The sequence below is a fragment of the Streptomyces sp. NPDC088350 genome (assembly GCF_044753545.1).
In the GTDB taxonomy this organism is placed as follows: domain Bacteria; phylum Actinomycetota; class Actinomycetes; order Streptomycetales; family Streptomycetaceae; genus Streptomyces.
In genome coordinates, this window is the sequence record NZ_JBIVNL010000007.1 from 106,889 (window position 1) to 120,101 (window position 13,213).

A 13,213-nucleotide genomic window follows, 5' to 3' on the forward strand; every position below is an offset into this window, starting at 1 on the left:
GGAAGTGCGGCTTCCCGTGGGATCCCGTCGTCGCCCTGCACCGTCCGGGTTCGACCGAGGCGCCAGCGCCGCGGTCTGCGTCCTGTCCGCCGCCGCGGCGGCCCTCGGCGCCCTGCCGGCCACCTCCGCCGTGGCCGCGCCGCACGACGACAGCCGGGCCGAGGTGGACCGGCTCTACCAGGAGGCCGAGAAGGCGACCGAGGCCTTCGACAAGGCCGACGAGCGCGCCGGGCAGCTGCACCGGCAGGTGAGCGACGCCCAGGACCGCATCGCCCGGCAGCAGCAGCGCATCAACACCATGCGGGACGCGCTGGGTTCACTCGCCGGCGCCCAGTACCGCTCCGGCGGCATCGACCCCACCGTCGCGCTGCTGTTCTCCGACGACCCGGCCGACTACCTCGACAAGGCCTCCGTCCTCGACCGGATCACCACCCAGCAGGCGGGCGAGCTCAAGGACCTCCAGGAGGCCATGCGCGAACTCGCCCAGGAACGCACCGAGGCCGCCGGACACCTCGCCGAACTGGAGCGCAGCCGCAAGGCCGTCGCCAGCCACAAGAAGACCGTCGAGCAGAAGCTCGCCAAGGCCCGGCAGATCCTCAACGGGATGCCGCTCGCCGACCGCGCCGCCTTCGACCGGGCCTCCCGCTCCTCCCGCGAGGACATCCCCGACCTCGGCGCAGGCGTCCCTTCCTCGGGCCGCGCCGCCGCGGCCGTGGCCGCCGCCCAGTCGGCGCTCGGCAAGCCCTACATCTGGGGTGCCAGCGGCCCCGGCGGCTTCGACTGCTCCGGCCTGATGCAGTGGTCGTACGCCCGCGCGGGCGTCCATCTCCCGCGCACCTCGCAGGAACAGCGCTACGCCGGGCACCGGATCCCGCTCTCCCAGGCCCAGCCCGGCGATCTCGTCGTCTACCGCTCCGACGCCAGCCATGTCGCCATGTACGTGGGCAACGGCCAGGTGATCCACGCCCCCTACCCCGGCGCGCCCGTGCGCTACGACCCGGTCGGCATGATGCCGGTCTCGTCGGTCACGCGGGTCTGAACCGCCGCGAAAGGGTCGTACGATCGGGAAGTGACTGGTCGTAGGCGGGCGTCGCGCTCCGGAGTGCTCGCACTGTGTCTGCTGCTCGGCTCGCTGGTGGCGTGCGGCGGACAGCCCGCGGCGAACAGCGCGAAGGCCGAGGTCCAGAGCCTCCTCGACCGCCGGTCCGCGGCCGTCCTGCACCACGACGAGACGGCGTACACGCGGACCGGGGCGCGCACGGCCTACGAGAACCTGAGCGCCGTACCCCTGGCGTCCTGGTCCTACCGCCTCACCTCGCTCCACCGCACCGGCGCCACCGCGACCGCCGGCGCCGAACTGAGCTACCGCGTCAAGGGCTACGACACCTCGCCCGTCACCGTCGGCCGCGCGCTCACCCTCCGCCTCACCGCCGACGGGCACTGGTACGTCGACTCCGACAAGCCCGCGAAGAAGTCCGGCCAACAGCTCTGGGACCAGGGCAGGGTGAGCGTGGTCAAGGGCGCGCACAGCCTGGTGATGGGGGTCGGGCAGGACACCGACACCCTGAGTGACTACCGCGCCCTCGCGGACCACGCCGTACCGGCCGTGTCGGCTGCCTGGGGCACCGACTGGACCCGGCACGTCGTCGTGCTCGTCCCCGGCTCCCTGGACGGCATGGCGGGGCTCCTGGGTTCACCGGCGGCCTCCTACCGGGGCATCGCGGCGGTGACGACGGGGGAGGCGGGCGGTTCGGGCCGGGCGCCCGCAGACCGGATCATCGTCAACCCGGACGCGTACGCGCTCCTGGGCCCGGTGGGCAAGCAGGTCGTCCTCACCCACGAGACGACCCACGTCGCCACCCGCGCCCACACCACCCCCGCCACCCCCCTCTGGCTCTCGGAGGGCTACGCCGACTGGATCGGTTACCGGGGCACCGGCCGCACCCCGGCCCAGGCCGCGCCGGAGCTGTACCGCGCGGTCCAGGACGGCCACCTCCCCGCCGCCCTCCCCGCCGACAAGGACTTCGGCTTCAGCAGCGAGGCGACCGGTCTGGCCCAGGCCTACGAGGGCGGCTGGCTGGCCTGCCGGATGATCGAGGACCGGTGGGGAGTGGGCCGACTGGGCACGTTCTACCGGGCTGTCGGTGCCCACAAGAAGCGGGCGGGGGCGGTGGAGGACGCGATGAAGAGCGTTCTGCGTACGACACCGGACGACTTCACCGCGCAGTGGCGCGACTATCTCAGGGCTCAACTCGGCTGATACGGCGACCGGTTCGTCTTGGCTGCCGGGCGTTCGACATGCGCCTCAACTCGTAGCCGTGCAGCGGCTGTTCGGCGAGGAGGCCGACGTTCTCAGCCAGCGTTCGCGATGGCCGTGCAGTGCGCGGTCGCCGGCGTGCTCTTCGGGCGTGTCCGGCGTCAGGAGGACGCCGAGGTCGCCTTCGAGCGGGTCGCCTGACTCGGGAGCGGCGGTACGTCCGCCCAGGTGACCGAGGCCCGCCACAGCTCCCGTGCGGCGGTGACGGCCGCGGCCACCAGCAGGCCGTTGCGGACCAGCAGCAGGACGATGCCCAGCCCGTTGCTGGTGACCACGTCGGCGAACCGGATCGGGAACTCCAGGACCGTCACGAAGGCCGCCGCCAGGACCAGGGCGACCGGGAGTCTCATGCGGCTGGCGCGGAAGCAGGAGCAGACGGCGGCGAGGCCGATCAGCCACACGACGTACTGGGGGCTGATGACCCGGCTCGTCACCGTGAACATCAGCACCGCCACGAAGGCCGCGTCCGCGAGGGTGTGGGGGAGGAAGCGGGCCGCCATCAGGCGCCAGAGGATCAGCCAGCCGAAGGCGATCCCGGTGAGGCCGAGGGCGGCCGTGCTGACCCAGTTGACGTAGGGGCCGACGAACTCGACCGAGCCGTAGTTGAGGAGCACCTGGCCCTGCCAGCCGAAGTGCCGGGCCACATGGAAGACGAGGGAACCCAGCGACTCCACCTCCGTGCCCCGCTCGCGCTGGAAGGTGAGGAAGGTGAACGCGCCCGGCATGGACACCGCGAAGAGGGCGGCGATCGCCGCCACGGTCACCGCCGCCGCGCCCCATGCCCGGCGCTTGACCGCGCCCAGCAGGAGCAGCGCCGGCCAGACCTTCAGCAGCGCCCCGAAGCCGGCCAGCGCGCCCATCACACGCGGGTGCCGGGCGCCGGCGAGCAGCGCGGCCACGGCGACCGCGGTCACCATCACGTCGTAGCGCGCGTACACGGTCGGGCCGAGGAGGGGGACGCCCGCCGTCCAGACCCAGGCGCCGCGCAGCGTCCGGCCGGGGCGCAGGCCCGTGTACAGGAGCAGGGCCAGGACGGTCAGGTCGGCCAGGAAGGCCAGGACGAAGAACGCCGACGCGTAGTCCAGGAAGCCCAGCAGCGCGGGGGAGAGGATCGGGAGGGCGGCGGCGGGCGGGTACTGCCAGGTGACGTCGTCCAGGGGGAAGGAGCCGTGGCGGAGTGTCTCGTACCAGCCCTGGTAGATCACCGACACGTCGCTGGTGACGTCCGGGCCCGGGAACACGACCACCTTGAAGACGAACAGCAGGAGTACGACTCGGGTCAGGCCCCAGGTCCCCAGCAGCAGCGCCAGCCGCCGTCTCGTGCCCGCGATCTCCACCTGTACCCCTGTTCCGTGCCGTGCCCGCCGGGTGAGGGTCACATGTTCTCCCGATCTGCTGTGCGATGGCCATGAAGCGCGGCCGTGACGAGCGTCGACCACTCGGCCGGTAGGGTCTGGCCCGTGCGCAAGACCCTGATCGTGACCAATGACTTTCCGCCCCGGCCCGGTGGCATCCAGGCTTTTCTGCACAACATGGCGTTGCGCCTGGAGCCCGAGCGGCTCGTCGTCCACGCCTCGACCTGGAAGCGCGGCAGGGAGGGCGCGGAAGCGACGGCGGCCTTCGACGCCGAGCAGCCCTTCACCGTCGTACGCGACTCCACGACCATGCTGCTGCCGACACCCGCCGCGACCCGCAGGGCCGTCGGGCTGCTGCGGGAACACGGGTGTACGGCGGTGTGGTTCGGGGCGGCGGCGCCGCTCGGGCTGATGGCGCCGGCGCTGCGGAAGGCCGGTGCCGAGCGGCTGGTGGCCACCACGCACGGGCACGAGGCCGGGTGGGCGCAGCTGCCCGCCTCGCGTCAACTCCTGCGCCGTATCGGGGAGTCGACCGACACGATCACCTACCTCGGGGAGTACACACGCTCGCGGATCGCCGGTGCGGTCAGTCCGGAGGCGGCGGCGCGGATGGTCCAACTGCCGCCCGGCGTCGACGAGAAGGTCTTCCACCCGGGGTCGGGCGGCGCCGAGGTACGGGCGCGGCTCGGGCTCACCGACCGGCCCGTCGTCGTGTGCGTGTCCCGCCTCGTGCCGCGCAAGGGGCAGGACACGCTGATCCTCGCCATGCCGCGCATCCTGGCCCGGCAGCCCGACGCCGTCCTGCTGATCGTGGGCGGCGGGCCGTACGAGAAGGACCTGCGCAGGCTCGCGCGCGAGACCGGCGTCACCGACTCCGTACGCTTCACGGGCGCCGTGCCCTGGTCCGAACTGCCCGCGCACTACGGCGCCGGTGACGTCTTCGCGATGCCGTGCCGGACCCGGCGCGGCGGTCTCGACGTCGAGGGACTCGGCATCGTCTACCTGGAGGCGTCCGCCACCGGGCTGCCCGTCGTCGCCGGTGACTCCGGCGGCGCGCCGGACGCCGTGCTCGACGGCGAGACCGGGTGGGTCGTGCGGGGCGGTTCCCCGGAGGAGGCCGCCGACCGGATCGTCGCGCTGCTCGGCGACCCGGAGCTGCGGCAGAACATGGGCGAGCGGGGCCGGCAGTGGGTGGAGGAGCGGTGGCGCTGGGATCTCCTCGCGGAACGGCTCCGGGCACTGCTGTAAAGACGCGTCCGTCAAAGGCTTCGACGGCGCCTCTGCCCAAAGCTTCCGCCAAAGGTCCGATCCATACTCGTCAGTACCCCTAGGCGGAAGCCAATAATCCGCAGATGCTGCGCGCATGACAGCAAAACTGACGCAGCATCAGCTGACGAGACGTCAAATCCTGGGCATGATCGCCCTCCAGACCGCCGCCACCGCCGGTCTCACCCGAATCGGCCTGCAGTCCGCGCAGGCCGTCGAACCCGCCGCGGTCACATCCGCGACCGCGATCGTCGTCGGCTCCGGCTACGGCGGCGCGGTCGCCGCCCTCCGCCTCGGCCAGGCCGGCATCACCACCGTCGTCCTGGAGATGGGCCGGCTCTGGAACACCCCGGGCGCGGACGGCAAGATCTTCTGCTCCACCGCCGCCCCCGACCAGCGCTCCATGTGGTTCAAGACCCGCACCGAGGCACCCCTCGCCAGCTTCCTGTGGCTGGACGTCGTCAACAAGGACATCACCCCGTACCCGGGGGCCCTGGACCGCGTGCACTACGACAACATGTCCGTCTACGTCGGCCGGGGCGTCGGCGGCGGCTCGCTGGTCAACGGCGGCATGGCGGTCACCCCGCGCCAGTCGTACTTCACCGAGCAGTTCCCCACCGTGGACGCCACCGAGATGTACAACACGTACTTCCCGCGCGCCCGCACCATGCTCGGCGTCAACACCATCGACCCGACGTGGTTCGAGTCGACGGAGTGGTACCAGTTCACCCGCACCTCGCGGAAGGCCGCCACCAACACCGGCCTGACGACCACCTTCGTGCCCAACGTCTACGACTTCGGCTACATGCAGCAGGAGGCGGCCGGCACCGCCACCAAGTCGGCGCTCGCCCAGGAGGTCATCTACGGCAACAACTACGGCAAGAAGAGCCTCGACAAGACCTATCTCGCCTCGGCGCTCGGCACCGGCAAGGTCACCATCCACACCATGGAGAAGGTGAAGGCCGTCACACGGGCGAGCGACGGGTCGTACGTGCTGACCGCCGACCGGATCGACGACACCGGCACGGTCGTCGAGACCAAGCAGTACAGCTGCACCTATCTGTTCCTCGGCGGCGGCAGCCTCGGCACCACCGAACTCCTCGTCCGGGCACGGGACACGGGCACCCTGCCCGCGCTCAACTCCTCGGTCGGGGCGGGCTGGGGGCCCAACGGCAACACCATGCTGGGCCGCGCCAACCACATCTGGGACACCACCGGCGCCAACCAGTCGACCATGCCGGTCATGGGCATCGACGACTGGGCCAACACCGACAACCCGGTCTTCGCGGAGATCGCCCCGCTGCCCATCGGGTTCGAGACCTGGGTGAGCCTCTACCTGGCGATCACCAAGAACCCCCAACGGGCCTCCTTCACCTACGACTCGGCGAGCGGCACGGTGAAGCTGGGCTGGACCGCCGCCCAGAGCGCGGTCTCGGTCGCCATGGCCAAGAAGCTGTTCGACCGGATCAACGCGGCCAACGCGACGATCTACCGGTACGACCTGTTCGGCTCGCCCAGCAAGGTGTTCGCGGACGACTTCTGCTACCACCCGCTCGGCGGCTGTGTGTTGGGCAGCGCGACCGACAACTACGGCCGGGTGAAGGGGTATTCGAAGCTGTACATCACGGACGGCTCACTGGTGCCGGGCAACATCGGCGTGAACCCGTTCGTCACCATCACCGCGCTCGCCGAGCGCACCATGGCACGGGTCCTCGCCGAGGACACCTGACCCCACCGGCCCGCTACTTCTGGTAGATGGCCTCGATCTCGTCCGCGTAGTCCCTCGCCACCACATTGCGCTTGAGCTTCAGCGACGGCGTCAGGTGGCCCGACTCCTCCGTGAACTGGGAGGACAGAATGCGGAACTTCCGCACCGATTCCGCCTTCGACACCGCGGCGTTGCCGTCGTCGACGGCGTCCTGGATCGCCTGCACGAGATCCGGGTCGTCACGCAGCGACGCCGCGGTGGAACCCGCCGGCTTGCCGTGCTCCGCCGCCCAGCGGCCCAGGAACTCGTCGTCGATCGTGATCAGCGCGCCCACGAAGGGCCGCCCGTCACCGACGACCATGCACTCCGCGACCAGCGCGTGCGCCCGGATCCGGTCCTCGATCACGGCCGGGGCGACGTTCTTGCCGCCCGCCGTGACGATGATCTCCTTCTTGCGGCCGGTGATCCTGAGGTAGCCGTCCTCGTCGAGGGTGCCGATGTCCCCGGTGTGGAACCAGCCGTCGGCCAGCGCCTCGGCCGTGGCGGCCTCGTTGTTCCAGTAGCCCTGGAACAGGTGCTCGCCGTGCAGCAGCACCTCGCCGTCGTCCGCGATCCGGATCACCGAACCGGGCAGCGGCTGGCCGACCGTGCCGATCTTCGTCCGGTCCCAGGGGTTGAACGCGGTGGCCGCACAGGACTCGGTGAGGCCGTAGCCCTCCAGGACCGTGAAGCCGATCCCCCGGAAGAAGTGCCCCAACCGCTCGCCCAGCGGAGCGCCGCCGGAGATCGCGTACTCGCCCCGGCCGCCGAGCACCGCGCGCAGCTTGCTGTAGACGAGCTTGTCGAAGGTCTTGTACTTGAGCTTCAGACCGAGGGACGGACCCGACGGCGTGTCCAGCGCCCTGCTGTACGCGATCGCGGTGTCGGCCGCCTTGTCGAAGATCTTGCCCTTGCCGTCCGCCTGCGCCTTGGCGCGCGCCGAGTTGTAGACCTTCTCGAAGACGCGCGGCACACCGAGGATCAACGTCGGCCGGAACGAGGCGAGTTCGTCGGTGAGGTTCTTGATGTCCGGGACCAGGCCCAGCTTGATCGGCGCCATCATCGGCGCGATCTGCACCAGCCGCCCGAAGACGTGCGCGAGCGGCAGGAACAGCAGCACCGAGCACTCGCCGGTGCGGAACAGCGGGCGCAGCCGCTCCACGATGTTGCCGCACTCCGCGAAGAAGCTGCGGTGGGTCAGCACACAGCCCTTGGGCCGGCCGGTGGTGCCACTCGTGTACACGATGGTCGCCGGGTCGTCGGCCTTCGCTTGCGAGCTGCGCTCCTCGACGGTCGCGTCGGTGACGTCCTTGCCCGCGCGGTCCAGCTCGTCGATCGCGCCGGCGTCGATCTGCCAGACGTGCTTGAGCGCGGGCAGCTGCGCGCGCACCGACTCGACGGCGGCGGCGTGCCCGTCCTGCTCCACGATCACGGCGGTGGCACCCGAGTCGCTCAGGATCCACTGCACCTGCTCCGCCGAGCTGGTCTCGTACACCGGCACGGTGATCGCGCCCGCGCTCCAGATCGCGAAGTCGAGCAGCGTCCACTCGTACCGCGTGCGGGACATCAGGCCGACCCGGTCGCCGGGCTGGACGCCGGAGGCGATGAGCCCCTTGGCGGCGGCGTGCACCTCGGCGAGGAAGACCGTGGCGGTCACGTCCTGCCAGCCGCCTCCCCCAGCCTCCGGCCGGGGGGATCCCCATTTCGCTCCGCTCACCTTGCGGGCGATGACGGCGACATCTGGGTGCTGCGCGGCGTTTCTGCGGACGATGTCGGTCAGGTTGCCGTCCGCGGGGACCTCGTACAAAGCCGGAAGGCTGAACTCGCGCAAGACTGCTGCTCCTCATAGGGCGCCGGCGCCACGACGTTGTGTGATGCGACGGTCCGGTCCAAGGCTCGGGCAGGTGCGTCAGGACCCGGTGGTTGAAATCCTGAGCACGACTGGACTGCCCGGACGTTACCCGCCGGTATGGCTCCTACGACAGGGGGGTCCGGCGAGATGTTCGCCGCGTCACACAGATGGGTGTTTCCTCGCGCACAGTAGTCCACCCCTTTCTGGACTGGCCAGTAACCGCGAGAGGGGCCGCCACTGTTCACGTTTGCCGCACACGCCTACGCTTGATCGCCATGGCACCCACACCACCCGGTACCTCCCGGACGCGCGTACATGTGGTCAGCGACGTGCACGGCAACGTCCGTGACCTGGCCGGAGCCGGCGAGGGTGCCGACGCCCTGATCTGCCTGGGCGACCTGGTCCTCTTCCTCGACTACGCCGACCACTCGCGCGGGATCTTCCCCGAGCTGTTCGGCGAGGAGAACGCCGACCGCCTCGTCGAGCTGCGCACCGCCCGCCGCTTCGAGGAGGCCCGCGCACTCGGCACCCGCCTCTGGAGCGGGGTCGGCGGCGACCGCGCGGCCCTGATCGAGAAGGCGGTGCGCAAGCAGTACGCCGAGATGTTCGCCGCCTTCCCCACCCCGACGTACGCGACCTACGGCAACGTCGACATGCCGACCCTGTGGCCCGAGTACGCCGGCCCCGGAACCACCGTGCTCGACGGCGAGCGCGTCGAGATCGGCGGCCGGACGTTCGGCTTCGTCGGCGGCGGCCTCCGCACCCCCATGCGCACCCCGTACGAGATCAGCGACGAGGAGTACGCCGCCAAGATCGAGGCCGTCGGCGAGGTCGACGTCCTGTGCACGCACATCCCGCCCGAGGTCCCCGAGCTGGTCTACGACACCGTCGCGCGCCGTTTCGAGCGCGGCAGCCGGGCCCTCCTGGACGCCATCCGCCGTACCAGGCCCCGGTATTCGCTGTTCGGCCACGTCCACCAGCCCCTGGTGCGGAGGATGCGGATCGGCGCCACCGAGTGCGTCAACGTGGGGCACTTCGCGGGCAGCGGCAGGCCCTGGGCGCTGGAATGGTGACCGCGCCCCGATGTCCGCAGGTAGGGGGTGAAGTGGGGCGGTCGGCAGCGCGGTAGCCTTCACGCTGCATGCACACGTGCACGACGACGTCCCACCGGCCCGCATCTGGAGGAGCCACAGCGATGGCGGAACACACCAGCTCGAGCATCACGATCGAGGCGGCACCGGCCGAGGTCATGGAGGTGATCGCCGACTTCGCCCGCTACCCGGACTGGACCGGTGAGGTGAAGGAGGCGGACGTCCTCAAGACCGACGAGCGGGGCCGCGCCGAACAGGTCCGGCTCGTCATGGACGCCGGCGCGATCAAGGACGACCAGACCCTCGCGTACACCTGGACCGGCGACAACGAGGTCTCCTGGACCCTCGTCAAGTCCCAGATGCTGCGCTCCCTGGACGGCTCGTACGTCCTCAAGCCCATGGGCGCGGGCGCCACCGAGGTCACGTACCTCCTCACGGTGGACGTCAAGATCCCCATGCTGGGCATGATCAAGCGCAAGGCGGAGAAGGTCATCATCGACCGGGCGCTGGCGGGGCTGAAGAAGCGGGTGGAGTCGGGGGAGCAGTAGGGGTTTTGAAGCAGGGGGACTTTTTCAGCGCAGGCCGGCCATCATCGGCCCGTCCGGCGCCTTCCGAACGCGGGCCGGTATTTCTCAGCCCGTCCGGCGTTTGAGGACGAGGCCCCTTCAGGGCCGAAGCGGGGGCCTGGGGGCGGCAGCCCCCCCCAGCAACGGCGCCCAACCCCCACCGACCGACTACCGTTCACTCATATGCGCACCCTCCTGATCACCGGCCCAGGCGGCAGCGGCCGCAGCACCGTCGCCGCAGCCACCGCCCAAGCCGCCGCAGGCAACCGCACCAGGACACTGCTCCTCGGTGCCGACCGCGGCGACACCCTCGGCGCCGCCCTGGGCGTGGTGACGGGAGCGGCGCCCGTGCGGGTCGCCGAGAACCTCAGCGTGTGGCGGCCCGACGCCACGGAGTCGTTCCGCGCCGACCTCACCGCCTTCCAGGAACGCGCCTCCTCCGCCCTCCAACTCCTGGGCGCCGCCCGCCTGGACGCGGAGGAACTCACCCCCCTCCCCGGCGCCGAGGAACTCACCCTCCTGCGCGCCCTGCGCGACGCGGCCCTCTCCGAGGCCTACGACCTGCTCGTCGTGGACCTCCCGCCCACCCCGCAGGCACTCGCCCTCCTCGCCCTGCCCGAGGAACTCCGCCGCTACCTCCGCCGCCTCCTCCCCGCGGAGCGGCAAGCGGCCCGCGCCCTCCGCCCGGTCCTCGGCCGCCTCGCCGGCGTCCCGATGCCCTCGGAGTGGCTCTACGACACGGCAGGCCGCTGGGACGTGGAGCTGGCCGCCGTAGAAGCCGTCCTCGCCGACCGGAACACCTCCGTACGACTGGTCGCCGAGCCCGGACCCGCCGGCGCCGACGCCGTCCGCGAGGCCGTTCTCGCCCTCGCCCTGCGCGGCCTGCGCCCCGACCGGCTGGTCGCCAACCGGGTCCTCCCCGAGTCCGTCGAGGACACCTGGCTCGCGGGCCTGGGCGTCCAGCAGCGCAAGACCCTGGACGAGTGGCGGGAGGCGTACGACGTCCGGCACGTCCCCCACCTCGGTCACGACCCGCGCGGCACCGACGACCTCGCCGCGCTCGCCGTGCCCGGCGTCGAAGCGGCCGGTTCCACGGTCGAGTGGCCGGTCGTCGACAGGCTCGCCGAGGACGGCGGCGAGAGGGTCCTCGTCTGGCACATCCCGCTGCCCGGCGCGATACGAGATGAGCTGGACCTGGTCCGCCGCGGCGACGAACTCGTCGTCACCGTCGGCCGGTTCCGCCGGATCGTGCCGCTACCGTCGGCCCTGCGCCGCTGCACCGTGGCCGGCGCCGCCCTGCGCGAGGGCGAACTGCGCATCCGTTTCACGCCCGACCCGGACCTGTGGCCGCAGGGACGGTGAGTATTCGGGGGCGCGGAGACGTGAAGGACGTACGCCCATTCGGGTAACGTCGTAGAGACGAACCGTAGTCAGGAGTCCGTCATGAGCGAAGAGCTCCCCCCGTCAGAGGCCGGCAAGGAAGAGGCGCTCGACGAGGTGCGGGCGACCGACGCCGACGCCTGGGCGACGGCGGCCGCCGAAGACCTCGCGGCGGAGAAGGCCCGCCGGCGCACCCAGTACGGCCCGCCCCCGGGCTCGGCCGCCGAGGAACTGCGCAAGCTCGTCGACACCGTCACGGACAAGCTGTCCGGCCTCCAGTCCCCGCTGCTCGGCCAGGTCGCGGGACCGGCCGCCCAGCAGGTGGTGAAGCAGGTCGTCCAGCAGGCCCGCGCCGCCGTCGAGCCCGTCATCGAACGCAACCCGGACGTCTTCGACCACCTCGCGGCGGCCGGAAGCGAACTCCTCGCCGCGTACCGCTCCGCGGTCCAGGCACAGGAACAGCGCTGGACGGCACGCGACAGCGAACTGAAGGACCTGAGGAACGACCGCCGCGACCGGGGCGACGACTCCGGCCCCGGGGAACGCATCGACCTGGACTAGAAGCCCCTCGGGTACGGTGGGCCGTAGCGGGGCTCGACCGAAACTGAGGGATTCATGGGACTCACCATCGGCGTCGATATCGGCGGCACCAAGATCGCGGCCGGGGTGGTCGACGAGGAAGGCAACATCCTCTCGACCCACAAGGTGCCGACCCCGGGCACGCCCGAGGGCATCGTGGACGCCATCGCCGCCGCAGTCGACGGAGCCCGCGCCGGGCACGAGATCGTCGGCGTGGGCATCGGTGCGGCGGGCTACGTCAACCGCCAGCGCTCCACGGTCTACTTCGCGCCGAACATCGACTGGCGCCAGGAGCCGCTGAAGGACAAGGTCGAGGCCCGCGTGGGCCTCCCCGTCGTCGTGGAGAACGACGCGAACGCCGCGGCCTGGGGCGAGTACAAGTTCGGCGCCGGCAAGGGCCACCGCAACGTCATCTGCATCACGCTCGGCACCGGCCTCGGCGGCGGCATCATCATCGGCAACAAGCTGCGCCGCGGGCACTTCGGGGTGGCCGCCGAGTTCGGCCACATCCGCATGGTGCCGGACGGCCTGCTGTGCGGCTGCGGCTCGCAGGGCTGCTGGGAGCAGTACGCCTCCGGCCGCGCCCTCGTCCGCTACGCCAAGCAGCGCGCCAACGCGACCCCCGAGGCCGCCGAGGTGCTGCTCTCGCTCGGCGACGGCAGCCCCGAGGGCATCGAGGGCAAGCACATCTCCATGGCCGCCCGGCAGGGCGACCCGGTGGCCGTCGACTCGTACCGCGAGCTGGCCCGCTGGGCCGGCGCCGGCCTCGCCGACCTGGCCTCCCTCTTCGACCCCTCCGCGTTCATCGTCGGCGGCGGCCTCTCCGACGAGGGCGAACTGGTCCTCGACCCGATCCGCAAGTCCTACAAGCGCTGGCTGGTGGGCGGAAACTGGCGCCCGGTCGCCGACGTGATCGCGGCCCAGCTGGGCAACAAGGCGGGCATGGTGGGCGCGGCGGACCTGGCGAGGGAACCGGACCCGATCATGTAAGTGCCCTGCTTCTGTCTTCAGGGGCGCGGGGCTGTGTCAATATGCGGCTCCGCCGCGTGGGCGTGACCAG

The 13,213-nt window shown here is 71.3% G+C and carries 11 protein-coding genes; 9 read left to right on the top strand and 2 right to left on the bottom strand.

Features of this window, described 5'->3' with window-relative positions:
- The first annotated feature begins 16 nt into the window (after positions 1-16).
- Both ACIQBL_RS25085 and ACIQBL_RS25090 read left to right on the top strand, forming a co-directional pair.
- Complete coding sequence (locus ACIQBL_RS25085) at positions 17-1,039, top strand: NlpC/P60 family protein (RefSeq protein WP_401945165.1); 1,023 nt, start codon at positions 17-19, stop codon at positions 1,037-1,039.
- A 63-nt stretch (positions 1,040-1,102) separates the two neighbouring features.
- A complete protein-coding gene (locus ACIQBL_RS25090; RefSeq protein WP_401945762.1) occupies positions 1,103-2,260 on the top strand; it encodes a hypothetical protein in 1,158 nt (385 codons plus the stop codon).
- 158 nt (positions 2,261-2,418) lie between these two features.
- On the opposite strand, the gene ACIQBL_RS25095 is transcribed toward ACIQBL_RS25090, so the two are convergent.
- Complete coding sequence (locus tag ACIQBL_RS25095) at positions 2,419-3,654, bottom strand: glycosyltransferase 87 family protein (RefSeq protein WP_401945763.1); 1,236 nt, start codon at positions 3,652-3,654, stop codon at positions 2,419-2,421.
- Between the two features lie 123 nt (positions 3,655-3,777).
- Here ACIQBL_RS25095 and ACIQBL_RS25100 point away from each other — a divergent pair, with 123 nt between their 5' ends.
- A complete protein-coding gene (locus tag ACIQBL_RS25100; RefSeq protein WP_401945166.1) occupies positions 3,778-4,920 on the top strand; it encodes a glycosyltransferase family 4 protein in 1,143 nt (380 codons plus the stop codon).
- A 166-nt stretch (positions 4,921-5,086) separates the two neighbouring features.
- Positions 5,087-6,667, top strand: coding sequence for a GMC oxidoreductase (locus ACIQBL_RS25105; protein ID WP_401945765.1), 1,581 nt, complete (start codon positions 5,087-5,089; stop codon positions 6,665-6,667).
- Between the two features lie 13 nt (positions 6,668-6,680).
- Here ACIQBL_RS25105 and ACIQBL_RS25110 read toward each other — a convergent pair whose 3' ends face one another.
- A complete protein-coding gene (locus ACIQBL_RS25110) occupies positions 6,681-8,516 on the bottom strand; it encodes an AMP-dependent synthetase/ligase (protein ID WP_401945167.1) in 1,836 nt (611 codons plus the stop codon).
- A 338-nt stretch (positions 8,517-8,854) separates the two neighbouring features.
- Between ACIQBL_RS25110 and ACIQBL_RS25115 the strand changes: the two genes are divergently transcribed.
- The 5 genes from ACIQBL_RS25115 (at position 8,855) to ACIQBL_RS25135 (ending at position 13,143) form a co-directional block, all read left to right on the top strand.
- The gene (locus ACIQBL_RS25115) at positions 8,855-9,610 is read left to right on the top strand and encodes a metallophosphoesterase (protein WP_401945767.1); all 756 of its coding nucleotides are present in this window, start codon (positions 8,855-8,857) and stop codon (positions 9,608-9,610) included.
- 122 nt (positions 9,611-9,732) lie between these two features.
- Positions 9,733-10,176, top strand: a complete 444-nt coding sequence (locus ACIQBL_RS25120) for an SRPBCC family protein (RefSeq protein ID WP_401945168.1) — start codon at positions 9,733-9,735, stop codon at positions 10,174-10,176.
- 201 nt (positions 10,177-10,377) lie between these two features.
- On the top strand, positions 10,378-11,556 hold the full coding sequence (locus tag ACIQBL_RS25125; protein WP_401945169.1) for an ArsA family ATPase: 1,179 nt from the start codon (positions 10,378-10,380) through the stop codon (positions 11,554-11,556).
- An 81-nt stretch (positions 11,557-11,637) separates the two neighbouring features.
- Complete coding sequence (locus ACIQBL_RS25130) at positions 11,638-12,135, top strand: DUF5304 domain-containing protein (RefSeq protein ID WP_401945170.1); 498 nt, start codon at positions 11,638-11,640, stop codon at positions 12,133-12,135.
- 54 nt (positions 12,136-12,189) lie between these two features.
- Entirely contained in the window at positions 12,190-13,143 is a 954-nt protein-coding gene (locus ACIQBL_RS25135; RefSeq protein WP_401945171.1) for an ROK family glucokinase, read from the top strand.
- The last annotated feature ends 70 nt before the right edge of the window (positions 13,144-13,213 follow it).